Annotated in this window: 16 protein-coding genes; 11 read left to right on the forward strand and 5 right to left on the reverse strand. The window is 53.1% G+C overall.

Going from position 1 to position 26,791, the window contains the following annotated elements; genetic code table 11:
- Window positions 1–3: 3 nt before the first annotated feature.
- The gene (malG, locus tag EYY67_RS08265; protein WP_095923608.1) at window positions 4–894 is read left to right on the forward strand and encodes a maltose ABC transporter permease MalG; all 891 of its coding nucleotides are present in this window, start codon (window positions 4–6) and stop codon (window positions 892–894) included.
- A 121-nt stretch (window positions 895–1,015) separates the two neighbouring features.
- On the opposite strand, the gene EYY67_RS08270 is transcribed toward malG, so the two are convergent.
- The 4 genes from EYY67_RS08270 to malP form a co-directional block, all read right to left on the reverse strand.
- Window positions 1,016–1,576: a HipA domain-containing protein gene (locus EYY67_RS08270; RefSeq protein WP_268247585.1), complete on the reverse strand. Its 561-nt coding sequence runs from the start codon at window positions 1,574–1,576 to the stop codon at window positions 1,016–1,018.
- A 21-nt stretch (window positions 1,577–1,597) separates the two neighbouring features.
- On the reverse strand, window positions 1,598–1,939 hold the full coding sequence (locus EYY67_RS08275; protein ID WP_095923610.1) for a helix-turn-helix domain-containing protein: 342 nt from the start codon (window positions 1,937–1,939) through the stop codon (window positions 1,598–1,600).
- Between the two features lie 200 nt (window positions 1,940–2,139).
- Window positions 2,140–4,227: a 4-alpha-glucanotransferase gene (malQ, locus tag EYY67_RS08280; protein WP_095923611.1), complete on the reverse strand. Its 2,088-nt coding sequence runs from the start codon at window positions 4,225–4,227 to the stop codon at window positions 2,140–2,142.
- 9 nt (window positions 4,228–4,236) lie between these two features.
- Window positions 4,237–6,639 (reverse strand): maltodextrin phosphorylase, encoded by a 2,403-nt coding sequence (gene malP, locus EYY67_RS08285; protein ID WP_131693292.1) that lies wholly within the window; start codon window positions 6,637–6,639, stop codon window positions 4,237–4,239.
- A gap of 322 nt (window positions 6,640–6,961) precedes the next feature.
- Between malP and malT the strand changes: the two genes are divergently transcribed.
- From malT to pdeR, 4 genes are all read left to right on the forward strand, one after another.
- Window positions 6,962–9,688 carry an HTH-type transcriptional regulator MalT gene (malT, locus tag EYY67_RS08290; protein WP_095923613.1) on the forward strand — a complete coding sequence of 909 codons (2,727 nt, stop codon included), beginning with the start codon at window positions 6,962–6,964 and terminating at the stop codon, window positions 9,686–9,688.
- A 251-nt stretch (window positions 9,689–9,939) separates the two neighbouring features.
- On the forward strand, window positions 9,940–10,224 hold the full coding sequence (locus tag EYY67_RS08295; protein WP_095923614.1) for a YjcB family protein: 285 nt from the start codon (window positions 9,940–9,942) through the stop codon (window positions 10,222–10,224).
- A gap of 379 nt (window positions 10,225–10,603) precedes the next feature.
- Window positions 10,604–12,901 (forward strand): beta-glucosidase BglX, encoded by a 2,298-nt coding sequence (bglX, locus tag EYY67_RS08300; protein WP_131693293.1) that lies wholly within the window; start codon window positions 10,604–10,606, stop codon window positions 12,899–12,901.
- Window positions 12,902–13,182: 281 nt separating this feature from the next.
- A complete protein-coding gene (gene pdeR / locus EYY67_RS08305; RefSeq protein ID WP_119823347.1) occupies window positions 13,183–15,201 on the forward strand; it encodes a cyclic di-GMP phosphodiesterase in 2,019 nt (672 codons plus the stop codon).
- 29 nt (window positions 15,202–15,230) lie between these two features.
- Here pdeR and EYY67_RS08310 read toward each other — a convergent pair whose 3' ends face one another.
- A complete protein-coding gene (locus tag EYY67_RS08310; RefSeq protein WP_095923617.1) occupies window positions 15,231–16,097 on the reverse strand; it encodes a crotonase/enoyl-CoA hydratase family protein in 867 nt (288 codons plus the stop codon).
- A gap of 396 nt (window positions 16,098–16,493) precedes the next feature.
- Between EYY67_RS08310 and EYY67_RS08315 the strand changes: the two genes are divergently transcribed.
- The 6 genes from EYY67_RS08315 to EYY67_RS08340 all read left to right on the forward strand — a co-directional run.
- Complete coding sequence (locus EYY67_RS08315) at window positions 16,494–18,530, forward strand: NADPH-dependent 2,4-dienoyl-CoA reductase (protein ID WP_131693294.1); 2,037 nt, start codon at window positions 16,494–16,496, stop codon at window positions 18,528–18,530.
- 548 nt (window positions 18,531–19,078) lie between these two features.
- Window positions 19,079–19,711 carry a type VI secretion system protein TssL, short form gene (gene tssL, locus EYY67_RS08320; protein WP_131693295.1) on the forward strand — a complete coding sequence of 211 codons (633 nt, stop codon included), beginning with the start codon at window positions 19,079–19,081 and terminating at the stop codon, window positions 19,709–19,711.
- 158 nt (window positions 19,712–19,869) lie between these two features.
- A complete protein-coding gene (locus EYY67_RS08325; protein WP_131693296.1) occupies window positions 19,870–22,242 on the forward strand; it encodes a type VI secretion system Vgr family protein in 2,373 nt (790 codons plus the stop codon).
- 12 nt (window positions 22,243–22,254) lie between these two features.
- Window positions 22,255–23,286, forward strand: a complete 1,032-nt coding sequence (locus EYY67_RS08330) for a DUF4123 domain-containing protein (protein ID WP_165497956.1) — start codon at window positions 22,255–22,257, stop codon at window positions 23,284–23,286.
- A complete protein-coding gene (locus tag EYY67_RS08335) occupies window positions 23,283–26,030 on the forward strand; it encodes a T6SS effector BTH_I2691 family protein (RefSeq protein WP_131693298.1) in 2,748 nt (915 codons plus the stop codon). The genes EYY67_RS08330 and EYY67_RS08335 overlap by 4 nt, the downstream gene beginning before the upstream one ends.
- A gap of 12 nt (window positions 26,031–26,042) precedes the next feature.
- Window positions 26,043–26,791: putative type VI secretion system effector (locus EYY67_RS08340; protein WP_131693299.1), on the forward strand; the 749-nt coding region annotated here is incomplete at its 3' end.

The following is a 26,791-nucleotide window of genomic DNA, read 5'->3' on the forward strand; positions in this document are numbered from 1 at the left end:
ACAATGCCCATGGTTAAACCTAAGTCGCAGAAAGTCAGATTGCTGGTCACGCATCTTTTACTGCTGTGTTTTCTGGCGCTGATCCTGTTCCCGCTGCTGATGGTCTTCGCCATCTCGCTGCGCCCCGGTAACTTCGCCACCGGCAGCCTGATCCCCGATCAGGTGTCGTGGGATCACTGGAAACTGGCGCTCGGCATCGCGGTCACCAACAGCGACGGCAGCATCACGCCGCCGCCGTTCCCGGTCATGTTGTGGCTGTGGAACTCGATCAAGATCGCCGGGATCACTGCGGTTGGTATCGTGGCGCTGTCCACTACCTGCGCCTACGCCTTTGCCCGCATGAAATTCCGCGGAAAAAGTTCGCTGCTCAAGGGGATGCTGATTTTCCAGATGTTCCCGGCGGTGCTGTCGCTGGTGGCGTTATACGCCCTGTTCGACCGCCTCGGCATGTACGTGCCGTTCCTCGGGCTGAACACCCACGGCGGCGTGATCTTCGCGTATATGGGCGGCATCGCCCTGCACGTCTGGACCATCAAAGGCTATTTCGAAACCATCGACGGTTCGCTGGAAGAAGCCGCCGCGCTGGACGGTGCCAGCCCGTGGCAGGCGTTCCGGCTGGTGCTGCTGCCGCTGTCCGTGCCGATTCTGGCGGTGGTATTTATTCTGTCGTTTATCGCGGCCATCACCGAAGTGCCGGTGGCGTCTTTACTGCTGCGTGATGTGAACAGCTACACCCTGGCAGTGGGTATGCAGCAATATCTGAACCCGCAAAACTACCTGTGGGGCGATTTCGCGGCAGCCGCCATATTGTCCGCTATCCCGATTACGGCAGTGTTCCTGATTGCTCAACGCTGGCTGGTCGGCGGCTTAACGGCAGGCGGTGTGAAAGGTTAACGGTAAGGCTAATGCGCTTTGTAATACTTGATCAATTCCCTGTGTCTTGGGCGGCTGAATAAGCCGCCTTTTTTTATTACATCCTCTGAATTCTAATAATTAACTCAATCATTTATAAGACTTAATCGCAAAGCCCAAGCTCTTTTCCTCCGATTTCACGAATATGCCTGAAGGCACTTTTTACCGAATCAATATCCTGCCCGCCTACCGCAAATTCCTCGAAACAATTACGCCATTCGCGAACCGCTTTCCACACTGAATCAATTTCATTGATCGCCAGCTGGCGGCTGAGGCCAAAACGCTCAGACCAGGAAACCGCATTAATCAATGTTGCTTCCCGGCCAAACTGGCCCACACCTAAATGCAGAAGACGAGAATAAGTGCCACTTGGGCGCGGAACAACGTCATATAAAGGGCTGAGACGCCATGCCAGAGAAACAGATTGCGGGGGTTCCTGACACGCAGAAACTGCCAACTGAGCGGGATCATCCATCAGAATAAAACCATGATTTCTTAAATGATCATCGTCGTTGTTAATTAAAATATTAAATATCATTCGTTTAAACAGCTCAGTTAAATCCTGCTGAAGAAACTTTGCGTTCAGATGCATTCTCATGGCATCAGCCATATCCGCATAACTGCTTTTCGGTGAGTCCATCTCATGCAAGTCCATGAATGTCAGCGCGGAATTAAAAAAGTGCTTTCAGAAGTCATAATCTTTAAGTTCCCTCTCGGATAATGCACGGGCGCGCTGAGGTCTGATTTTCTCATTCATCGACTGTACGACGTTGTCTTCCCCTGATAAGAGGTCGGCCAAAGTTACTCCCGGACGAATGGCATCGAGATAACGCAGAATTTGTCCTATTGCGACACTTGTATCTCCATTCTCAATCCTGCTGACAGTATTTCTGCCAAGGTTGGCTCGCACCGCTGCTTCGGATTGCGTCATCTTTCGTGCAATCCGGCTTTCAGCGAGCAAGCGTCCCATTTCGCGGAGTTGCTGCAAAAGATTTTCCGATACCAGCAAAGATTGAGAACGTTTCATATTGCACCTTAAAATAAACATTATGTCATTAGTGATTACTTTAAGGTGCAATGAAAACTAAGCAAGATAAAGTTTGGAGTGCTGCGGAAAGCCTGACCGCAGTCTTTATCCGGGTTTTGTTATTGGTTGATTTATAAGCACAAATAAAAAAGGAGCACTCCCTCACGGCAGCACTCCCTTTTTCACTTCTTTTTTAAACCTCAGCTTACCGACACTTTCCGGCGGCGTTTATCGAGGTCTTTAATCAGCTTATTTACCTGCTCATCAGCGAACATCTCTTCGAGCGTGTGGGAAAGCTTACGGCGCCAGTTCGGGTATTCGTCGCTGGTGCCGGGCACGTTGACCGGTGCGTCCATGTCCAGCCAGTCTTCCGGTTGCAGGCCGAGCAAGGCACAGGCGCTGTCGGCGACGTAACGTTGCAGGCCACGATTCAGTACCGGGGTCATTTCCATCAGTGCCGCTTTGCGTCCGGTTTTCTTCGGGATGCAGTCGTAATGATGTAAACCGTCGAGCAACCCCTGACGCGCACGGGCGCGGTCGGCGTACAGCTCCTGCAAAACGGCTTCGTCACGGTATAAACCGAGCGTTTTACCCAGCGCCAGATCGTCGCTTTGCCAGTAACCGCGCAGCGTCGGCAGGTCATGCGTGGTGATGGTTGCCATCGCCTGCACCGGATATGACTGCGGCGCACGGAAATTGTTTTCCTCATCGCGCTCGAAATACAGCACCTTGTAGGAATACACGCCGCCTTCGCGCAGCTTACTGACGATTTCCACCGGTACGGTGCCCAGATCCTCGCCGATCACCATGCAGCGGTGACGCTGACTTTCCAGCGCCAGGATCGCCAGCAGATCGTCCACCGGATATTGCACATAGGCGCCTTTATCCGCCGTTTCACCGGCCGGGATCCACCACAGGCGCAGCAGGGTCATCACATGATCGATACGCAACGCCCCGCAACTGGTCATGTTGGAACGCAGAAGATCGATAAACGGCTGATAGCCGCGTCTGACCATCACGTGCGGATCCATCGGACGCAGATCCCAGTTCTGGCCGAGCGGACCGAGAATGTCCGGCGGTGCGCCAACGGAGGCTTTCAGGCAATAGAGTTCGCCGTCGCCCCAGGTTTCAGACCCGCCCTGCACCACGCCGACCGCCAGATCACGATACAGTCCCATCGGCATCTCGTGTTGCTGGCTGGTGTGATAGCACTGCGTAAACTGGGTTTCCGCCAGCCATTGCAGCCACAGGTAAAACTCCACGTCCTGCGCATGTTGTTCGCAGAAAGCGCGCACGGCCGGGCCGCGGGCGTCATGGTATTTTTCCGGCCAGCGGTTCCAGCCCAGCGCCACATCGCTCTCCTGCGCCAGATGCTCGTACAGCGCATCAAACGCCGCCTGTAAATACAGGCTTTCACCGCCCTGTTTGACGAAATGGCGCAGGGATTTCACCTGCGGATCCTGCGCCTTACGGCTCTGGAAATGTGCGTAAGCCAGACGCAGACCTTCTAATTTCAGCGGCATGACGCTGGCGTAATCCACCCAGTCGTTGGCGCGGACGGCCTGCAAACGCTGTTGCGTCACCGGCTGATGCCACCACTGTTGCGCCGCGTCGCTGAGACGAAAATCCTCCACCGCGCTGACGTCGATATAAATCACGTTCAGCCAGCGGCGGGACGACGGACTGTACGGGCTGGCCGCCACCGGATTGGCCGGATACAGCGCGTGGATCGGGTTCAGCCCTACAAACGCGCCACCGCGTTCGGCGACGTTTTTCAGCATCAGATTCAGATCGCCGAAATCGCCGATGCCCCAGTTGTTCTCCGAGCGCAGCGTATAAAGCTGCACGCAGGCGCCCCACAGTTTTTTACCGGCCAGCAGGGCGTCCGGTTCGTAACAGCGTTTCGGCGCGACAATCACCCGGCAATCCCACTGCTGTGCATCCTGCTTCAGCGTCAGCTGGTGATAACCGGTTGGGATTTTGCCCGGCAGCGCCAGCGTCATTTTGCCGCTGATGCGCCCGCTCTGCGTTGTGCCGCTTTCCAGTTTCAGTGTCCAGGCATACTCGCCTTCCCCGCCGACCGGCAATGCCAGACGGCTGCCGGTGACGAACACTTTGACCGCCGGGACCGGCGTGGCCGCCGGGCGTTTACCGGCCACCCAGCCCATCGCCGACAACAGTTCACGCTTGGTTTCAGGGGCAATCGCCTGCTGCTTGCCATGCGCGTTAATGAAGCCAGAGGCAATCCCCGCCTCTCTGGCCGCCTGTTCCAGTGCTTTGTTCTCCATGCGGACTCCTTATCGCTTCGCCTGCCAGATCCGCTGCTGATAATCGCGGATCGAACGGTCGGAACTGAACATCCCTACGCGGGCCGTGTTGAGGATTGTTTTACGCGTCCACTCATCCTGATCGCGATACAGCACGTCCACTTTCTGCTGCGCCGCGCAGTAATCCGCAAAGTCCGCCAGCACCAGATACGGATCGCCGCCGCCCAGCAGGCTGTCGAGCATCAGGCTGAACGCCTGCTTGTCGCCATCGCTGAAGAAGCCGTTTTCCAGTTCTTTAAGGATCTTATCCAGATGCTTGTCTTTCTTACGGATTTTCAGCGGATCGTAACCTTTAGCCTGCAAGGCTTTTACCTGATCGACGGTATTGCCGAAGATGAAGATGTTGTCTTCCCCGACCTCTTCGGCGATCTCGACGTTCGCTCCGTCGAGCGTGCCGACGGTCAGCGCGCCGTTCAGCGCCAGCTTCATGTTGCCGGTGCCGGACGCTTCTTTACCGGCAGTCGAAATCTGCTCGGACACGTCAGCCGCCGGGATCATCAGTTCGGCCACGGACACGCGGTAATCCGGGATAAACACCACTTTGATGCGGTCGCGGACCCGCGGATCGTTATTCACTTTTTCCGCCACTTTGTTGATGGCGTAAATGATGTTTTTCGCCAGGTAATAACCCGGTGCGGCTTTCGCGCCGAACAGGAAGACGCGCGGCACCATGTCCATGTCCGGATTATCGCGCAACTGGCGGTACAGCGACAAAATGTGCAGCAGGTTGAGATGCTGACGTTTGTATTCATGCAGGCGTTTGATCTGCACATCGAAAATCGCGTCCGGGTTGAGCGTCAGCCCCATGACGTTTTTCACATAACCGGCCAGTTTGATTTTGTTCTGGCGCTTAATCGCCTGATAACGCTGACGGAATTTTTTATTCTCCGCAGAACTTTCCAGCCCTTTCAGCGCATCGAGATTGTTCACCCATTCGGTTTTCAGCGTGTCGTCAATCAGTGAAGACAACGCCGGGTTGCACTGTTTCAGCCAGCGGCGTGGCGTGATGCCGTTGGTGACGTTATGGAATTTGTTCGGCCACAACTGGTGATATTCCGGGAACAGATCTTTCACCACCAGCTCGGAATGCAGCGCCGCGACACCGTTCACCGCAAAGCCGCTGACCACGCACAGATTAGCCATGCGCACCTGTTTGTTCTGGTGAACTGACAGTTTCTCCCACACCGCTTTGTCGCCCGGCCACTGTTTGTCGACCACTTTTTTGAAGCGGGCGTTGATGGCTTTGATCAGCGAGAAATGGCGCGGCAGCAGGCTGCGCACCAGTTTTTCATCCCAGCACTCCAGCGCTTCCGGCATCAGCGTGTGGTTGGTGTAGGCAAACGTCTGGCTGGTGATCGCCCAGGCGGCGTCCCATTCCAGCTGGTGTTCGTCGAGCAAAATACGCAGCAGTTCAGGAATGGCGATGGTCGGGTGCGTGTCGTTGAGCTGGATAACTTCGAATTTCGGTAAATCTTCAATTTTGCGGCCGAGGAAATGATGACGGCGCAGGATATCGCCGACGGAACAGGCGCACTGGAAATACTGCTGCATCAGGCGCAGGCGTTTACCGGCGTCATGATTGTCATTCGGATACAGCACTTTGGTGAGCTTCGCGGCATCAATGCCTTTCTGCTCCGCTTTGAGGAATTCGCCGTCGTTAAACAGCGTCAGGTCAAACGGATGCACGTCGGTGGCCTGCCACAGACGCAGCGGCTGGGTGACCCCGTTTTGGTAACCGACCACCGGCAGATCCCAGGCTTCACCGCGCAGGGTGAACGCCGGATGCCACTGTTCTTCGCCCTTTTCGTTTTTCGTCAGCTTGCCGCCAAAGGCGACATCGACGGACAGCGAACTGTTGTGGCGGAACCACGGATAGCTTTCGCGGTGCCAGTTATCCGGCGCTTCCTGCTGTTTGCCTTCGCTGAAGGACTGACGGAATAAACCGTACTGATAGTTCAGGCCGTAGCCGGTCGCCGGTTGCCCGACGGTGGCCATCGAATCGAGGAAACAGGCCGCCAGACGGCCTAATCCGCCATTCCCCAGCGCCGGATCGGTTTCCTGCTCCAGCACGTCAGCCAGCTCGACACCCTGTTCTTTCAGCGCCTGACTGACCGTGTCATACCAGCCGAGATTAATCAGGTTATTCGCGGTCAGGCGCCCGATGAGGAATTCCATCGAAATGTAGTTAACGTGGCGCTGCGGCTGTTTCGTGTCTTCTGGCGCGGGCTGCGCGCTCAGTTGTTCGGATAATGCGGCACTGGTGGCCTGCCACCACTGATGCGGAGTCATATCCTGTGCCTGTTGCAAACCGAACCCCTGCCACTGGCGTTTCAGCGCGGCTAAAAACTGTGTCTTATCCAAAGTCACCTGCATCACATGCCTCTTTATCCGGAAATTTGTTGGGAAAGTCTGATGTTGATTATCACTATGCTGACGCGTGTGTCGGTGAGCAGCATCATCCCGCCAAAGATTAGGCAGGGAGGAGAAACGGGGCGTAGCCGGAGGAGACGGGGCATCAGGGCGAATGCCCGAAAATTTGTATTAAGAAGTGTGATGCAGAGCAACTTAACGGCATGTAAAAACGTAACATTCTTGCAATCAATGTTTCAAAGGAGGACTTTAGAAAAAGTGATTAATTACACGCTGTGAAATAAATAACGCCCCTTCTGTCTTTCTGTCAAAAGAATCGAAAAAAATGCTGATCCCGTCAAAATTGAGCCGCCCGGTGCGGCAGCAAAATACAGTGGTTCGCGAGCGTCTTCTGACCAGGCTCTCGACTGCGCCCAATTATCGTCTGACCCTGGTCGCCAGTCCGGCGGGCTATGGTAAAACGACACTGGTGGCGCACTGGGCAGCAGGTAAAAGCGATCTCGGCTGGTATTCTCTTGATGAAAGCGACAACCAGCCGGAGCGGTTTGCCAGCTATCTGATTGCGGCGGTACAGCAGGCGTGCGGCGGGCATTGCGTGAAAAGCGAGGCGCTGAGCCTCAAGCATCAGTACGCCAGTTTACCGGCGCTGTTTGCCCAGCTTTTTGTCGAGCTTTCCGACTGGCATAGCCCGCTGTTGCTGGTCATTGACGATTATCATCTGATTTCCAATGACGCCATTCATGAAGGCATGCGTTTTTTCCTGCGTCATCAGCCGGAGAACCTGTCGCTGGTGGTGCTCTCGCGCACCCTGCCGCCGCTGGGCATCGCCAATATGCGTGTGCGGGATCAACTGCTGGAACTCAACGCCTCACATCTGGCGTTTACTCATCCCGAAACCCAGCAGTTTTTCGATAACCGGCTGAAAGACCCGATTGATCAGGCAGACAGCGGACGCCTTTGTGATGAAGTCGCAGGCTGGGCCACCGCGCTCCAGCTGATCGCCCTGTCGGCACGCCAGTCCTCCCACTCTTCACAGCATTCGACCCAGCAATCCGCGCGCAAACTGGCCGGACTCAATGCCAGTCATCTGTCGGAATATCTGGTGGATGAAGTGCTGAATCGCGTTGACGCGCCGACCCGTGACTTTTTACTGCGCTGCTCGCTGCTGCGCTCAATGAATGATGCGCTGATCGTGCGCCTGACCGGCAGCGAAAATGGTCAGCAGCGTCTGGAAGAACTGGAGCGTCAGGGATTATTCATCAACCGGATGGATGACAGCGGCGAATGGTTTAACTTCCACCCGCTGTTTGCCACTTTCCTGCGCCAGCGTTGTCAGTGGGAACTGGCGACCGAACTGCCCGCCATTCACCGCGCGGCGGCAGAAGGCTGGCTGGCGCAAGGCTTCCCGGCCGAAGCCATTCATCACGCGCTGGGGGCGGAAGACACCAATATGCTGCGCGATATTCTGCTGCAACATGCCTGGTCGTTGTTCAATCAGAGCGAACTGGCGTTGCTGGAAGAGTGTCTGGCGGCGCTGCCTTACGACCGGCTGATCCAGAACCCGAAACTGGTGTTGTTACAGGCGTGGCTGGCGCAAAGTCAGCACCGTTATGCCGAAGTGGAAGCCTTGCTGGTGCGCGCGGAAAGCGAAATGCAGCAGCGTAATATCGTCATGGAACAGGAACTGGCGGCAGAATTTGATGCCCTGCGCGCGCAGGTGGCGATCAACGATGGCCGTCAGGATGAGGCGGAAAAACTGGCCGCCGACGCCCTGCGTTATCTGCCGTATGAAAGTTATTACAGCCGCATTGTGGCGACGTCGGTCACCGGCGAAATCCAGCACTGCAAAGGCGATCTGACCCGCGCCCTGCCGCTGATGCAACAAACCGAACAGATTGCCCGCCGATACGAGGCCTATCATTACGCCCTCTGGGCGCTGTTGCAGCAGAGTGAAATCCTGATTGCACAGGGCTTTTTGCAGGCCGCGTTCGAGATGCAGGATCGCGCCTTTGAACTGGTGCGCGAACAGCATCTTGAGCAGTTGCCGATGCACGAATTTTTACTGCGTCTGCGTTCACAATTGCTGTGGTCGTGGTCGCGCCTTGATGACGCCGAAGAAGCCGCCCGTCAGGGGCTGAGCGTGCTGACTAACTTCCAGCCGCAACAACAGTTGCAGTGTCTGGCGATGCTGGCGAAATGCTCGCTGGCGCGTGGTCAGCTCGACAATGCCCATCATCATCTGCAACGCTGCGAAACGCTGCTGAAAACCGGTCAGTATCATATCGACTGGCTGACCAATACCGACAAGCCGCGGGTGATTTACTGGCAGATGATCGGCGATAAAACCGCGGCGCGGCAGTGGCTGCAACAGGCGCGCAAACCCGACATGGCCGACAACCATTTCCAGCAAGGCCAGTGGCGCAATATTGCCCGCGTGCAGATTTTGCTGGAGAAGTTTGATGAAGCCGAAGTGGTGCTTGATGAACTGAATCAGAACGCCCGCCAGTTGCGCCTGACCAGTGATCTCAACCGTAACCTGCTGCTAAGCAATTTGCTGTACTGGCATACCGGCCGCAAAAGTGATGCCCAGCGGGTGCTGATTGAAGCCCTGACGCTGGCGAACCGCACCGGTTTTGTCAGCCATTTCGTCATTGAAGGCGAAATGATGGCGCAACAGCTGCGTCAGCTGATCCAGCTCAATCTGCTGCCGGAACTGGAACAGCGTCGCGCCCAGCAAATTCTGCGCGAAATTAACCAGCATCATCGTCATAAGTTTGCCCATTTCGACGAAGGCTTCGTGAACAAACTGCTGACCCATCCGCAGGTGCCGGAACTGATCCGCACCAGCCCGCTGACTCAGCGCGAATGGCAGGTTCTGGGGCTGATCTACTCCGGTTACAGCAATGACCAGATTGCCGGTGAGCTGGACGTGGCCTCCACCACCATCAAAACGCACATCCGAAATCTGTATCAGAAACTGGGCGTCGCACACCGTCAGGAAGCGGTGCAGCAGGCGCAGCATCTGTTACAGGTCATGGGGTACGGCGCGTAAATTCCCTTCAACAATCCCGGTGATATTTCTACTTTTCATAACACATCAGCGAAATAAGTTGATGTGTTATGCCTATTTTTCATTAGCGAACATTTTTCGCTCAAAAATAAAATCCGGTGATATAATGTGACAATCATCACATTTTTGTAATTCACCATTTCTTCAGTAAAGCCCGGTGCCAACCCGTTGTCGCAGCCTTCCGGCTGATTGTGGCTTCGCGCAAGCGGCTGTAGTGAGTAAGGATTTTATCGATGGGTACATTAACTGCCGGGATTTTAATGATGCGCTGGGAACTGCTGAGCGCCTTTTTGATGTTCTGCACCAGCCAGCTGAATATTGTGTGTCGCCAGTCCAGCCGGAATACCATGGCTTTCGTTTGCAGTGGTGTCGGTCTGACCGTGACCTGCTTCTTCGTCATGAGCCTGATGGGCATGAGCTACGATGCCGCCGCCGTGGCGCAATTCTGGGCAAACACCAAAGACGTCTTCTTTGACGTGATGAGCAAAACCCCGACCGATATGTCTTACTACTATTAATCCGATGACCTGAACGGTTATTGCGAATTATGCCCGGGCAGAACAATGCGTTCTGCCTTTTTTATTGCCTGTCCTTTTCCCTGCCGCCGCATTGATGTTTATTTGTTCAGCGGTATATCACCTAATCCTAAATTTAAAAATTTGCGTGGCATATCGACTGTCTTCTTGTATCTGTCATGCGGATTACCTGTAAATTGCAGGCTGTCCCGAAGGATAAAAAGATATTGTGCGCAGGCCATAAACTATTCATTGCTAATAGTTGAACGGTCGTATTAGATTCTCACATTATGTTTTTCTTAGAATGATCATTGCTTTGTTTGCTTCAGGCTGCTGAATTTTCTCTGATTTGGCTCCCCTGCTTATGGCTGAAGGAATTCCGATGAATACGCATCACATGCTTGGCGCGTTCGTGTTACTGGTAAGTTCTGCTTCTACATTTGCCGTTGAAACAACGGGTATCCCTCAGGATCAGGTAAAAGAGCGCAACGCGTTCATTGCCGACCTGATGAAAAAAATGACCCTTGATGAAAAAATCGGTCAGCTGAATCTGGTGACTGTGGGGACGGATTATCCGAAAGAAGCCATCATGGCCGATATCCGCGCCGGTAAAGTCGGCGGTGTGTTTAACACGGTGACCAAACCCGATATCCGTCGTCTTCAGGACGAAGTGAAATACAGCCGCCTGAAAATCCCTCCTTTCTATGCCTATGACGTGGTCCACGGCCAGCGCACGATTTTCCCGATCAGCCTTGGCCTTGCCGCCAGCTGGGATATGCAGGCCGTCGCCACCAGCGCCCGTATTTCTGCGCTGGAAACCGCCGCCGATGGTCTGAACATGACCTTCTCGCCGATGGTGGATATCACCCGTGATCCGCGCTGGGGCCGTGTGTCCGAAGGCTTTGGCGAAGATACCTACCTGACCTCGCGTCTCGCTCATGAAATGGTTACCGGTTATCAGGGCAAAGACCCGTCTGCGCCGGACGCCGTGATGGCTAACGTCAAACACTATGCGCTGTACGGTGCCGTCGAAGGTGGCCGCGAATACAACACCGTGGACATGAGCCTGACCCGCATGTTCAACGATTACATGCCGCCTTATAAAGCAGCAGTCGATGCCGGTGCCGGTGGGGTGATGGTGGCGCTGAACAGCGTGAACGGCATTCCTGCCACCTCAAACACCTGGCTGCTGAAAGATATCCTGCGCGACGACTGGCAGTTCAAGGGCCTGACCGTCAGCGACCACGGTGCCATCGGCGGGCTGGTCAAACACGGCGTGGCCGAAGACGATCGTCAGGCGGCCGCGATGGCGCTGAAAGCCGGTGTCGATATGGACATGGCCGACAATATGTACGGTAAGTACCTGAAAGGTTTACTCGCCGACGGTCTGGTCAGCCAGCAAGACATTGACCGCGCCGTGCGTGACGTCCTGGCCGCGAAATGGGACATGGGGCTGTTTGTCGATGAATATCGCCATTTAGGCCCGCAGTCGAGTGACCCGGCAGACACCAACGCCGAAAGCCGTCTGCATCGTCAGGAAGCCCGCGAAGTGGCGCGGACCTCGCTGGTGCTGCTGAAAAATAGCAACCAGACATTGCCGTTACAGAAAAAAGGCACCATTGCCGTGATCGGCGCGCTGGCTGACAGCAAACGCGACGTGATGGGGAGCTGGTCGGCAGCCGGTAAAGCGGCACAGGCCGTGACCGTGTTGCAGGGCATGAAAGACGTGCTCGGCGATCAGGGCACTATCTTGTATGCGCGTGGCGCGAACGTCACCAACGATCAGGGAATGGTGGATTTCCTCAACTCTTACGACAAACAAGTGATCAACGATCCGCGTAAACCGCAGGAAATGATCGACGAAGCGGTGAAAACGGCGGAGAAATCTGACGTCGTGGTCGCGGTAGTGGGCGAAGCGCAGGGCATGGCACACGAAGCCTCCAGCCGTTCTGACATCAACATTCCGCAGAGCCAGCGTGACCTGCTGAAAGCCCTGAAAGCCACCGGTAAACCGCTGGTGATCGTGCTGATGAATGGCCGTCCGCTGACGCTGACATGGGAGAATGAGATCTCTGACGCCATGCTGGAAACCTGGTTCAGCGGCACCGAAGGCGGCCATGCCATTGCCGATGTCCTGTTTGGCGATTACAACCCGTCCGGCAAATTGCCGATGACCTTCCCGCGCTCTGTCGGGCAAATCCCGCTGTATAACAGCGTGCTCAATACCGGTCGTCCATTTAATGCGCAGCATCCGGATAAATACACCACCCGTTATTTCGATATCACCAACGGTCCGCTGTTCCCGTTTGGCTATGGCCTGAGCTACACCAGCTTCAGCGTCTCTGACGTGAGCGTGTCCTCTTCCACCATGGATGCGAAACATCCGCTGACCGCCAGCGTAACGGTGAAAAACACCGGTAAAGTCAGCGGTGCCACTATCGTGCAGATGTACCTGCAGGATGTGACCGCCTCGATCAGCCGTCCGGTGAAAGAGCTGAAGAACTTCGAAAAAATCAATCTGCAACCGGGCGAAGAGAAAATCGTTACATTTGCCATCAATGAAAAAGATTTACGTTTTTACAACGACAAGTTGAAATGGGCGTCTGAACCTGGAAAGTTCAATGTATTCGTAGGGTTAGATTCTCAGGATGTGAAACAAAGCAGCTTCCTGCTGAAATAATACACCGGGCCTGAAATCAGGCCCGGTACACAGTCAAAAACCTTCTCTCGCAGGCGGACATCCGGCAACGGTGCCCGCCTGTTCTGAGCAGTAATTTCTGTCTGGCGACTGGATATATAACCGACAGTTGCTAACCTTAAATTCAATGTGTTACGCCCTCCTGACCTGATCCGCGCTTGCGGAGCGGTGCGGGTGTGCTGAACAGAGTAAGCTCCGTCTGTGCTGACTGTCGCCATGTCGCCACACTGGCGGCGTATAGCGTTCTTTGCGGAGAAACATTCATGGTCGACTCTCAAGATGCCTCCATCTTGTACCTGCATTTTGGTACACCCCGCCCTTATTGGCGACTGGGTTCAGACAGCAATGCCCTGGAGTTATCCGCAGAGAAAGGCGTCGTCAATGTTGCTATCCCCCTGACGCAGTGGCAGGCCGGGAAAATCCGCCAACTGACCGGCATTACCTCCAGTTTTACCCTGGATATCACCTTATTCGGTTCTCCCGTTCGCCTGTATCTTGTCGGGCGAAAAATCGACAGCAAAGCCTGGGCGGGTACCGCATCTGCGTATCAGGATACGGAATCGGTCGCGCACGATCTTGAAGTCGGCCTGACCTTCGCGGAACAGGTAGTTTCCGAAGCCAATTCCGTGATCGTGATTATCGATCAGGAGGGCAAAATCCACCGTTTCAACCGCCTGAGCGAAGAATATACCGGCCTGCGTGAAGAAGATGTCATCGGGCGCAGCGCCTATGACTTATTCATGTCGATGGAAGAAGGGCTGGCCTCGCGTCAGAACATCAATGGTTTTTTTCAGCATCAGCAATCTTATGAAGTTGAGCGTTGGATCAACACCGTCAAAGGCCAGCGGCTGTTTCTGTTTCGCAATAAATTCGTGCACAGCGGCAGCGGAAAACAGCAAAAATACCTGATCTGCTCAGGCTCTGATATTACCGACGAGCGCAAGGCTCAGGAACGTTTACGCGTACTGGCGAACACCGATCTGGTCACCGGTTTTGCTAACCGGAATGCCTTACAGGAATCGCTGGCGAAAGCCTTACTTGAACGCGGCGAAAGCCAGGTCGGCCTGATCTATCTCGATCTGGATAACTTCAAAAAGGTCAACGACGCCTACGGCCATATGTTTGGCGATCACCTGCTGCGCGCGGTCTCCGATGCCATTCAGGATTGTCTGTCGCCGAACGATAAACTGGCGCGACTGGGCGGCGATGAATTCATTATTCTTAGCCTCCACGCTGATCTCAGCACGCTGGAAGAACTCAGCCGGCGGGTGCTGCGCAGGTTGAGCCTGCCGTTTCGTATCGGACTGATTGAAGTCTATACCGGCTGTTCCGGCGGTATCGCCATTTGCCCGGAACACGGCACCGACGGCGATACGCTGTTGCAGAATGCCGATACCGCCATGTATGTGGCAAAGGAAAAAGGCAAAAACGCCCACTGCGTTTTTTCGCCGGGCATGAACGAGAAAGCCTCGGAATACATGTGGTTAGATACCCATCTGCGTAAGGCGCTGGTGGAGAAAGATCAGCTGGTGTTGCACTATCAGCCGAAAGTCTCGCTGTACGGCACAGTGCAAAGTGTCGAAGCATTGCTGCGCTGGAATTCGCCGGAACGCGGCCTCATTCAGCCACAAAGTTTTATTCCCTATGCGGAAGAATCCGGTCTGATCACGCCGATCGGCAAATGGGTGATTGAAACCGCCACCCGTCAGGCAACGGAATGGCAGAAGAAAGGGCTGAACCTGCGTGTTGCAGTGAATCTTTCCGGGCGGCAGCTCAATAACGGATCCTTTATCACCACGCTGTCGGAAGCGATGAAAAAAGCCGGTATGAAAGGCTGTCTGCTGGATTTTGAGCTGACGGAAAGTTGTCTGGTGGAAGATGAAGGTTCCGCAGTCAGCATGATCAATCAGCTGCATAAACTTGGCGCGCAGGTGCATCTGGATGATTTCGGCACCGGTTATTCCTCGTTGTCGCAACTGGCGCGCATCCCCCTCGACTGCATCAAGCTGGATCAAAGTTTTATTCGCGGCATCAATGACAATCCGGTGTCTCAGGCGCTGGTGCGGGCGATCGTGGCCGTGGCAAAAACCCTGCAACTGACCGTGGTGGCGGAAGGGGTGGAAACGGCGGAAGAAGAGAAACTGATTGACGAAATTGGTGTGGACAGCAAACAGGGATTTCTTTACGCCAAGCCAATGCCCGCGGCTGAGCTGGAGCACTGGCTTGAGGAAAAAAGTGTTGCTTCACCCAATGTGTTTAAACATAAAGCAAAACAGAAATAGCGCCAGTGACGGGCTGTTTCTGCCTGCTGCTAGCCGGTTTTACGCAATGATGCCGTATGCCGGTTTTGCAGCATGACCAGACGCTCCATATAACTCAGATCTTTCTCCTCCAGCGTAAACGCCGCATCCACCCAGTCCTCCGTAATATCCATCAGTTCTGAACGTGACAGTTGCAGCACACGCTGACGTGCGCGGATCATCGCCCGTATGCCGTTGAGTTTGGGCCGCAGGACATCCATAAAGGTACGGGTCGCGTTGAACGCTTCCCCCGGCTGGAACAGCACATCCACCAGCCCGCGGCTTTCAAACCATTCCGCCGTGTGTGACTCGCCGGTAGAGATCAGTTCCTCCGCCAGCTTCATGCCCGCCTTGCGGGAAACCAGCGAATACCCGCCCATACCGGGGAACAGGTTAAAGGCGATTTCAGGGAAACCCATCCGCGCGGTGTTCTGCGCCAGCACATAATGGTGCGCCAGAGCCGCCTCAAACCCGCCACCGAGCGCCGTACCTTCAATCATCGACAAACTGATCGCGCCCACATCAAACCCGCGTGCGGCGGCGTGAACGCAGTCCACACAGGATCGGGCGTAAGCACGTAACGCCTCGCGTTTGTTGTTGACGATAGAGTCCACGAAGAAACTCAAATCCCCGCCGACATTGTACATATTGGGCACCAGGGAGCCGGTGACCCAAAAGTCAAAACGCAATCCGGAGGCTTTGGCGGCATAGGTCAGCGTCATAATGTCTTCGATAAGTTCCTGATTGAAACACGGACGTGGATAAGACCTGAGCATCATCCACATGACATTACGCCCTTCTTCATAATAGGCTGCAATTTGGGACAAATGCCCGGCTTCGGTAAACGGGCGGCAGGCTGTATGGTCAATAAGATTCATAGTATATATCCAGGTTAGGAATGAATTTTTAGGGTGAAGCAGCTCCAGCCTAGTCCAGCTCTAACCCGAACTGAATCGATTCGATATGCTTTTATAAAAATAATCCTAACCGGCACTGTCCGGTAAAAAATTGTTAAAAATAAACAACCTGCGAACAATTAATATTGTGTAAAAACAAAGAAATAATGTTTTTATCTGCTATGTTGTGCCGTTTTAACCTCGCAAAAATAACCCGATTTAATTAAATAACTCTGATTAATAATATGCGGAATAGTTAATTAACCCTCAGCGATCGGCGCGGAGTGATACATATCACAGTCATTGCACGCTGACTTTCCAATTGTCCTGCCAGCGGCTAAATTGAATTCATCTCCTCCGACCACTTAAGAGAATTCCATGACTGATCGCGCTTCGCTGTTTTATCCGCACCTGCTGGCGCCGCTGGATTTAGGTTTTACCCAACTGAAAAACCGCGTGCTGATGGGATCAATGCACACCGGTCTTGAGGAACGCGAGGACGGGCCTGAACGTCTGGCGGCCTTCTATGCCGAACGCGCCGCTGCGGGCGTCGGGCTGATTGTCACGGGAGGCATTTCACCGAACGCGCAGGGCGTGGTGTATCAGGGCGGGTCAATCCTCGCCGAACAGGAGCACATCACTCATCATCGCGTGGTGACTGACGCGGTACATGCCGCGGGCGGCAAAATCGCCTTGCAGATCCTTCACGCAGGGCGTTACAGCTATCAGCCCCACCCCGTCGCGCCCTCTGCCCTGCAGGCACCGATCAACCGTTTTACGCCACACGCGCTGACTGAAGAGGAAATCGACTCCACACTGGCGGATTTCGCCCGCTGCGCGCAGCTTGCCAAAGAGTCGGGTTACGACGGCGTGGAAATCATGGGTTCCGAAGGTTATCTGATTAACCAGTTTCTCACCGCACGCACCAACCAGCGCACCGACCGCTGGGGCGGTTCAGCGGATAACCGCATGCGCTTCGCCACCGAGGCCGTACGCCGCGTACGTGAAACCTGTGGCCGGGAATTCATCATCATTTATCGTTTATCCATGCTGGATCTGGTCGAAGAAGGCTCGGACTGGCAGGAAGTCGAAATTCTGGCGCAACGCATCGAACAGGCGGGGGCGAGCATTATCAACACCGGGATTGGCTGGCATGAAGCGCGCATTCCGACCATCGCCACTATGGTGCCCCGCGCCGCCTTCAGCTGGGTGACGCAAAAACTGATGGGCAAAGTGGGCATTCCGCTGATCACCACTAACCGCATTAACGATCCTGACGTGGCGGAGAAAATCCTCGCCGAAGGCTGTGCGGATATGGTGTCAATGGCGCGCCCGTTCCTTGCCGATCCGGCCTTTGTCGAAAAAGCCGCGCAGGGGCGTGCTGATGAGATCAATACCTGCATCGGCTGTAATCAGGCCTGTCTGGATCAGATATTTGCCGGTGAAGTCACTTCCTGTCTGGTGAACCCGCGCGCCTGCCGGGAAACGCAGTTACCGGTGACCCGCGCGGACATCACCAAACGTCTGGCGGTGGTCGGCGCTGGCCCGGCCGGACTGGCCTTTGCCACCACGGCCGCCAGCCGCGGACATCACGTCACACTGTTCGATGCACACAATGAAATCGGCGGGCAATTTAATGTCGCCAAACAGATCCCCGGTAAAGAAGAGTTTTATCAGACGCTGCGTTATTACTCGCGTCAGCTGACTTTGCTGGGCGTGACGCTGCGTCTGGGCGAAGCCGTCAACGCCAGTCAGTTAACGGGCTATGACGACGTGATCCTCGCCTGTGGTATTTCTCCGCGCCTGCCGGATATTGCGGGCATTGATCATCCGTGCGTGCTGACCTATCTCGAGGTGCTGCGCGAGAAAAAACCGGTCGGCCAGCGCGTGGCGATTATCGGCGCGGGCGGCATCGGTTTCGATACCGCCGAATACCTGATCCACAACGGCCCGTCATCGAGCCTCAGCACGCAGGCTTTCAGTCAGGAATGGGGAATTGACCAGAGCCTGACGCATCGCGGCGGTCTGGCACCCACCGGGCCACAGCCTGAACCCGCCGCACGGGACATCGTGCTGCTGCAACGCAAAACCACCAAAGTCGGCGCAGGGCTGGGGAAAACCACCGGCTGGATCCACCGCGCCAGCCTGTTGCAGCGTGGTGTGAAAATGCAAAGCGGCGTCAGTTACGAACGTATCGATGACGCGGGTCTGCATCTGATCATGAACGGCGAACCGGTGTGTCTGGCAGTGGATAACGTGATTATCTGCGCCGGACAGGAACCGCAGCGTGCGCTGTATCAGCCATTGCAGGAAGCCGGAAAAAACGTGCATCTGATCGGCGGCGCCGACGTGGCCGTCGAACTGGATGCGCGTCGTGCTATCGACCAGGGCACCCGGCTGGCGCTGAAGATTTAGAAAACGGCATCAGAAACTCCAGCCGAAAAAAAGCCGCGATAAGCGGCTTTTTCATGACTAATAAGGAAAATGGAATAATAAATGATGTTATAGGTTTTATAACACGTTAGTTGTTTCTATTAATTGCCTGAAAATTTTCCATAGAAAATTAATGAGACAACCACATTGTATTACGCCATTAAATTACTTATCACTTGCCGTTATATTGCCCATCAGGAGTTAAACCCATTCATGAAATCAATGCAATATAACCGACTTACTGTAAAATAAAATACTTACCCATACTAATCATCTGAAAATTAACCACTAACCTCGTTAAAAAACACCGCCTCATTTACCTGCCCTTCAGAAGCAGCCTCTCCACAAAGCCCGTATCAAGCGGGTTTCACAAGAATCCATTACGGTTAATAGCTAACTGATTAATCATTAATTCTAAAAATAGCGACACTCATTCTTATATCCATCTTCATCGAGGAGTTATAAACTTTGCACTCGAATGATTAATTCAAACCCTGACTTTACTTTTAACCTTACGGATATATTCACTCATGACATCTATTGACGGACTGCTTCAGGGCACCTGGCTGCTGGTTATATCGTTAAGGCAAAGTAATTGTCAGACAGGAGAATCACTTTATCAGCAGGGCATTATTCAGGTCGAGGCGGTACGTAAGGCACTCAAAGGCCAAAATATCTCACCTGAGAATATTGATCATATCACTTACACGCAGTGTGCTTTGCTTGATGAAACCGCTTCAGGAAACATCAGTCAAAGGGTCGCCTGGCAGAGTCAACCGTTACAGGTTCGTTTCTTTCAGACATTTCAGGCTGGCGAACAGCTATATGAGCGCATTCGTCAGGTACTGCATCAGCCTTCTCCAGATATCTGCGTTTTGACCTGTTTTCAACGTGCCCTGACGTTAGGATTTCAGGGCATCTACCGCGATAAGTCATCTCCTGACCGTCAGGCACTTCTCAATGAGCTGAACGAATTAGTCCCTGCCTTTGATTTCCCTTTGAATACCCCGGTGCTCGTCGATCGCCGCTTTATGCGTCGCGGTGGCTGGCTTCGTTCTCCGTGGTTAATCGGTGGCGGATTACTCTTGGTGACGCTGCTTATCAGTGTGGGGTTAAACATTCAATTGGGGCAGTTTCTGCGTCAATGGCTACCGAATCAGTAGGCCACTGACTTTCTTTTTTCCGACGGACTGGAAAACGACCACGAGCTCCGTCACCAGAACACGGGTCAGACACGACCTCATGGGCCTGGGTTTACGGCTACGGGCGGTAGCGTGTCTACATCTCACTGAAACGTTTATCACACTCAAGGAATTCAGGTATGGATACTGCTTCTTCAACACCTTTGAACATCGTCAATTCCCTGAACCGCTATCAGCTCGCCGTCCATAACAGTATTGCTCCGCTTGATGTTGAGTCTTTTGTTGCCAGTGAACATTTGAGCCGCGCTTACCGTTATGTCGTCGATGTCACCAGCGTGGTTCAGGACATTGATCCGCAGACTATTCTGATGCAGGACGCCTCGTTCATCATGCAATCCTTACCGGCGACAGCATTCAATATTTTAACCCCCCCGCAGGTGCAGCGTAGGGTTCACGGCGTCATCACTCAGTTTGCGCGCTTGTCAGAATCCCGAGATGAAGCGCACTACCGCCTGACCCTTGAGCCACATTTTGTCCTGCTCGACCACACACACCGTTGCGCCATTTATCAGAACATGTCGGTTCCGGAAGTTGTTGAGAAAATCCTCCGTGATAATCACCGTTATCAGGGCTGGCAGTTTGAGTTTCGTCTGAACCAGAGCTATCCGCGTCGTGAGTTAGTCACCCAGTGGCAACTGTCTGATTTCGACTTTATCCGCCGCCTGCTTTCCGAAGTAGGGATCTGGTTTACTTTCGAAATGGACAACCGCCTCAAGGAAGAAGTGGTGATTTTTGGTGATGCCCAGCAGTACTACCAGTTCGACGTCAAACTGCCGGTGAAAGATGTCTCGGGGATGAACGATAACGCCGCAGAGTCCGTCTGGTCTTTATCTGCCCTACATCAGGTAGTAGAAAGTGCCGTCAAGGTAAAGGACTACAACTACCGCGATGCAGGAAACACACTCACAATGGAAAACAGTGTGGTATCGGAGGACAAAACGACAACAGGGAATATTTATCATTATGCCGAAGGTTTTCTGAAAGCTGGCGGTGCTCAGAAACCTGAACCGGACAGCGCCGGGTTTTATGCCTTGCTGCGCCATGAACGTGATCTGAACGATCAGCATCAGTTATGGGGTAAAACCAACGCTACCCGGCTGGCACCGGGGCAGATGTTAGAAATCGACGGCATCATTCCGAAGGCTTACGGGAAAGGCATTCTGATCACCGGAACCGTTGCACGCGGTTCACGAAGCACTGCCTATCAGGTGACCTTCACCGGCATTCCATACAGTGAAACCGTCGGATTTCGTCCTGCGTTGCGGGCTCGCCCGAAAATAATTGGTACGGTGCCTGCACGTATCACCAGTAACAGCCCGAACGACATCTACAGCCATATCGACAAAGATGGCCGCTATCGCCTGAATTTCAACTTCGATCTTGATACCTGGAAAGATGGCTATGAAAGTCCGTGGTTACGTCTGGCCCGCGCCTACGCCGGGGACACTTACGGGTTACATCTGGTTTTGCTTGCAGGAACGGAAGTTGCGGTAGCGTTCGACGGCGGACATCCGGATAAACCGTATATTGCTCACGCCCTTCACGATTCCCGCCATCCCGACCATGTGACTATTGAGAACTATAAACGAAACGTCCTTCGCACACCGGCAAACAACAAACTCAGGCTCGACGACGAACGTGGGAAAGAACATGTCAAAGTCGCCACCGAATACGGTAAAAGCCAGGTCAGCATCGGACATCTGGTTGATAACAAGAAAGAACAGCGTGGTGAGGGGTTTGAACTGCGAACAGACCACTGGGGTGCGATCCGTGCCGCCAAAGGTATTTTTATCAGTGCCGACGGTCAGCTGGAGGCGCAGGGAAAAGTTCTCGACATGCATGAAGCGCTTGATGAGCTACAAGCCGCTCATCGGGAAGCCATCAGCCTTCACACTGCAGCAGAACTGGCCAAAGCAGAACTGGCCGATATTGAAAAACAAGCAAGCCTGATGAATGACACGCTTAAGCAATTACAGCAGCGTGCCCTGCTTCTCTCGGCTCCGGCGGGGATAGCGCACGTTACGCCAGCCAGCCTGCAACTGTCCGCAGGTGAAAACCTGATTGTCACTACAGGACAGAATGCCGATATCAGCATCGCGCAAAAACTGCGTATCGCCTCAGGGGAAATTCTCAGTCTTTTCGCCAAAGCCATGGGCATCAAAATGTTTGCTGCCGCCGGCAGGATACAGATCCAGGCGCAAAGTGATGCACTCGATATGTTCTCGAAGAAAGACATGACGATCGCCAGCAGCGACAGCAAAGTGACTGTTTCAGCCAAAACCGAACTGCTGCTCGAATGCGGCGGCGGTTTCATTCGCATCAAAGACGGTAACGTGGAAATCGGGGGGCCGGGCAGCGTGTCAGTAAAAAGTGCCACTCTGCAAAAAGTCGGGCCAGACAGCCAGAATGCGTCGCTGAAATTACCGGAACACTGCGCTTCTATGATAGACGAAGCGGCGGCAGGTCAGGGACCAACGGTAAGCCTGAGTTAAAGGATGAATGAAATGACGACTCTGGAATATGACACGGAACAGGTGCTGTTTGATTACTCTCACACAGCGATACAACAACAGTCGGCGGCTATCCTTGACCAACTTAACAAGCATTTTCTCCAAAGCGGAGAGAACGTATTTATGCTGGTCGACCCGGCAAAACTGGAACTTAATATCACGTCATCCTGGCTTGTCACCCTGACGGAACGTCGCCCGGAACCTGTCGCATTACTGCATGCCTCAATACCACACTCTTATTATCCGTGGCTGATCACCCTCGACCTTGCACGGCCAGAGGATCAGGCATTGCTGCAGGAAAGTATCATCATGTCGCTGCAGGAAACCGATCCGGCGAAACTCAGGGCCGGTTGCGGGCGCACCCTGTGCGGATGGCTGACCAGCATGCAGCCTGCCCGCGTTGTTGCACGTCAGCTTGGGAGCACTGCCATACAAAAGCTGAAGGAAGGCGGTAATATTTTGCTGCGTTACTTTGATCCGGCAGTGCACAACACCTTATGGCCCCACCTGAGTCTTTTCCAGCAACAACGCATGCTGGGCATCCTGTCAGGATGGTATTTCCCGGACGGCGACGGCCAGCTTGTTTCACACCAACACACTCCGCCTGCGCAACCCTTACTGACCTTCTCACTGGCCTTGCAGGAAAATGACAACGTAATGCTGGAGCGCGTGGGCATCGTCAATCAGGCCCTAAAGCAATATCGCGAGCAGACAAAGCACGATTCACGCATGAGCGAGACTGCATTACGAAGCATTGCAGAACTCGCGTTGCAACGCATTGCCCATTCACCCGTCATTACCACCGTTGATGAACACGTGTTGTTTGCTTTTCATGCACTGCGCTATCACGCACACATCGATCTGAGCCCTGAGTTTCAATATCTGCTATCCACAGAGACTCAGCCAGCCGATATTCGCTATCGCCAGCGCATATGCGCACTCACATCACAGGACTGGCAGCGGCTGGCCGATGAATGTCAGCACTTAACTGCCGCCACGCACAAAAACAAGGAGCTGTTGCCATGAGTCAGCCTGCAGTCGTAATTTGTCCCCGCTGTCAGCCCTGCGGCCCGGCCATCCTGCCGGTGCGTTATGCCCCGATACCGGACTCACTTTCACCTACACTGCCGGGATGGGCTAAACCTGAAATCGAGTTCCCTAAAATCTCTGGCTACGACTACGGTTTACGCGCCATGCGCGCCGGTTTTTTATACGTCTGGTACGAAGCCGATGCACATTGGGAAACCTGGAGCATCACGCCAGATGGCGGACTATGGAAGCAGAATGACGCCCTCTCCGCACAGCCCAAATACACTTCGGACTGCGAAAGGGGTTTCCATAAATCCGCCAATATTGAATTCATTGTGCTGGATAAGCTGGCTCTGACCAGCACGCTCTGGCTGGCCTATACACCAGCTAAATGGAACCCGGCCCTGCTCGACATTTATGCCGCAGATGCCGGTAAACGAAAGGCGCGTATGCAGCAGGTAGAATCCTGGCAATGGACCGCTCCCGAAGAGGAAAAAGGCATTGCACAGGCCACGCAGGCGACCCTGCAAACCGTGCTTGATTATCAGCCGCCGGGGCATACCTGTCCCGCCGGGAAGTTACCTTTTTCCACCGATATTTCCCGTATCAGCGCCATATCCGGCACCTCGCCGTCTTACACTTTTGCGGCCGATGCTGTTCGTCCGCGCACCACACTTTATCCCTGGAGCACGGAACGTGCCGGAAAAGAAAGTGCCACACTGACCGCTTTAGCATCGCGCGGAACCTTACCCGACGGCACGCCGGTAAAACCGCTTATCATGGCAGTCAATGACCCGATTGGCATCGCGCATGAGCTGACCGGCTGGTGTGATGACATGACGCTGATGCATAAACGCTACCGCGATGAGCTGGGCGTTGAGTTTGCGACCTATTACGATATCAAAGGGCTGGAGCGGGTCGTCAGACAGGCTGAAGAACAACTGTTTGACCAGACCTCCCCGGAGAAAGCCTCCCGGCACAGTATTGAAACGGTGCTCAACGGGGCAGGATTCGACCTGAAGGGGACGACGCCTTCGTATGAAGAACTGGAAAAAATATACGCCAAGAACCGGGCGAAATGGAGACTCGATGCGGCGGAAAAAGCCTGGAAGAAATATGCGGATAAGTTTAACCAGAGCTGGATCACGGATTTTGAAACCGCTTACGGGGAACTGACCCGTACCGTAGAGGAAAAAATAGGCATCCTTATCGGGCTGCGCCTGCTCTGGCTGCAACATCCTTTGTTTATTGCCTGCATTGACGATTTCAACTCCGACCTGACTCAGGACAACCTTAATTACCGGGAAATGGTCGGTTACGCGCTGGCGTCGATAAATCTGAGCGAGACGGGAAAGGCACAGATTAATACGTGGACCGGCAGCTATTCAACACAGGACAATAAGAATCTGCTCTGGCGCTATCAGTTCTTCAATAGCCCGGCGGTCATGACCTCCGTCAATCCGTTACTGGCGCAGATAAAAAGTCAGACAGCGCCCACTGCGGGCGAGCAAATAAAAGCAGATACACAGTTTATCCTGAATAATTTATCGGTCTATGCTGATGCGGTGGACAGAGCCTTAGCCGCCATGATGTCATCCGGTCAGGCGCAATCCCTGACACAAAGGATTATGGGGTTTGGTGACCGCGCTCTCACCACCATGACCAATCAGGTACTGGCCGGCACCGTGGTGGATACCTTTCAGGGAAAAGCGCTCAGGGCATTATTTCTTTTAGATTCCGGCGTTGCGAAAGACCAGCTAGCCAAAATGATGAATGACGCAATCGCCCATCCTGCGGGGGACAGTATTTTTACGGCTGAAGCGAGGGATAATATACAGAAGGTTCGTGATAACAAAAATAATAATTCAGAAAGAAATTTAAAAGCACTAGACAGATTTAAAGATAAATACAATAACCTGACTAATACCCTCGAAGGAAGAGAGTCAATAAAGATATTTCGGGTTAAATCCTTGGGCATAATAATGTATTCGGTACTGGCATTAAGCCTGGCAGAAAGCAGTAAGGGATCTGTTAAAGATATAACGGCACTGAGCATCCCTTTGTTATTTGTAGGCAGTTCACTTGCAGGCATGATTGAAGAAGCTTACAGAAACGTTATTGAAGTCGAGATTAAGGCAAATACCTGGAAAATGAGAGCCGCCTCACTGGGGAGCGTTGCTGCCGAACTCACGGTTATTATGGATAGTTGCGATATGTTTGAAAAAGGCCGAAAGGAAGGTTGGGTTTCATGGTCAGTCGTTCTTTCATTTGCAAAACTTTCTTCAGATACAGCATTTGCTCTCAGTACGATGAATGACATTTTACTCAGTAAGAACAAAGTACTGGCTGCGATGGGCAAAGAAGGACTTAAGTTCACACTTTTATCGACAGCTACTGAAGGAATAGGATTAGGAGTAACAAGATTAATTGGATATCTCTCAACCTGGCAGGTGATGGTTGCTATAGTTTTCGCTCAGATGTTATATGAAATGCTGGCTGATAATGAAATTCAGGACTGGTGTGAACAAACCTTGTTCGGAATAAAATCAAAAAATCATAATACGATGTATTTATCAGCAAAAGACATATCTGCGTTAGTACAGAAACAGGAAAAAATGTTACATACTGCAATGCAAATAGTATTTAATCTACCACTTTCTGAAGAAGAACTTAAAAAATCAGAGCAAGATAAAATAAAACGCCAACAGGATATTGCTGATCATTATCGGCTGAAGTATTAAAAGGATTAAATTATGGAAAATGAAACTGAGAAAGAACTCATCAATTATACAAGCTGCTTACGCAGTGAATATAAAGACCCGGCCAGATTAAGTGGTTGCCGTGAAAGTTTAGTGATCTATGTTAAATCTTGCCAGGATCAAATCAATGAGTATGACCGCACACATTATCCTTCCGGAAAGGCCGAACCAGTTCATGAAACATGGAAAAACGATTATATCGATGATGTCAGAGGATGCCTTATCAGAGCAAAAGAATACCTCCGGCAAGTAGAAGCGGAGAAGAATAGCTTCCCTCCCTTACCTGAACTCCCCCCAACAAAGCCATTGATTAAAATCAGTGGCATAGTCGAAGAGCTCTCAGTCAAAAAGGTCATTGGTTACTTTGATTTCAGTGAATACAGTACCGAGAAAGCCCGTGCAGAGGAGAAAATTAAACGAGATAACGAAGGAGCTTCATTTCTATTACTGTTACAATTTTTTGCCGGGGATGCGCCTCACGCACGGTTTAATGATGGCAAGAGAAAAGAAAGTCAATGTATTTACGTCACAGGAAAAGTAGATAGCAAAGTCTTCTCAGGATGGTTACGCCATTCGAATATGCAGGTAGGAGACTATGTGGAAATAGCCGCCATGCCGGAAAATAATGAGTATCGCATGTACGCTGTTGCTAACCCAAAGATGCGTATAATTTCGACCACACAAAATTGTCACTTTGGCAGAAAGTACTCAAACGTTAAAGAATTTACAATCTTAACCGGTGT

Source organism: Rahnella victoriana (assembly GCF_004330295.1).
GTDB lineage: Bacteria > Pseudomonadota > Gammaproteobacteria > Enterobacterales > Enterobacteriaceae > Rahnella > Rahnella victoriana.

Coding starts and splice junctions, on each gene's coding strand:
- tssL (WP_131693295.1), top strand. CDS start 19,079: ATGACATCTATTGACGGACTGCTTCAGGGCACCTGGCTGCTGGTTATA.
- EYY67_RS08315 (WP_131693294.1), top strand. CDS start 16,494: ATGACTGATCGCGCTTCGCTGTTTTATCCGCACCTGCTGGCGCCGCTG.
- EYY67_RS08275 (WP_095923610.1), bottom strand. CDS start 1,939: ATGAAACGTTCTCAATCTTTGCTGGTATCGGAAAATCTTTTGCAGCAA.
- pdeR (WP_119823347.1), top strand. CDS start 13,183: ATGGTCGACTCTCAAGATGCCTCCATCTTGTACCTGCATTTTGGTACA.
- malQ (WP_095923611.1), bottom strand. CDS start 4,227: ATGGAGAACAAAGCACTGGAACAGGCGGCCAGAGAGGCGGGGATTGCC.
- bglX (WP_131693293.1), top strand. CDS start 10,604: ATGAATACGCATCACATGCTTGGCGCGTTCGTGTTACTGGTAAGTTCT.
- EYY67_RS08335 (WP_131693298.1), top strand. CDS start 23,283: ATGAGTCAGCCTGCAGTCGTAATTTGTCCCCGCTGTCAGCCCTGCGGC.
- EYY67_RS08310 (WP_095923617.1), bottom strand. CDS start 16,097: ATGAATCTTATTGACCATACAGCCTGCCGCCCGTTTACCGAAGCCGGG.
- EYY67_RS08325 (WP_131693296.1), top strand. CDS start 19,870: ATGGATACTGCTTCTTCAACACCTTTGAACATCGTCAATTCCCTGAAC.
- malP (WP_131693292.1), bottom strand. CDS start 6,639: ATGCAGGTGACTTTGGATAAGACACAGTTTTTAGCCGCGCTGAAACGC.
- malG (WP_095923608.1), top strand. CDS start 4: ATGCCCATGGTTAAACCTAAGTCGCAGAAAGTCAGATTGCTGGTCACG.
- EYY67_RS08330 (WP_165497956.1), top strand. CDS start 22,255: ATGACGACTCTGGAATATGACACGGAACAGGTGCTGTTTGATTACTCT.
- EYY67_RS08295 (WP_095923614.1), top strand. CDS start 9,940: ATGGGTACATTAACTGCCGGGATTTTAATGATGCGCTGGGAACTGCTG.
- malT (WP_095923613.1), top strand. CDS start 6,962: ATGCTGATCCCGTCAAAATTGAGCCGCCCGGTGCGGCAGCAAAATACA.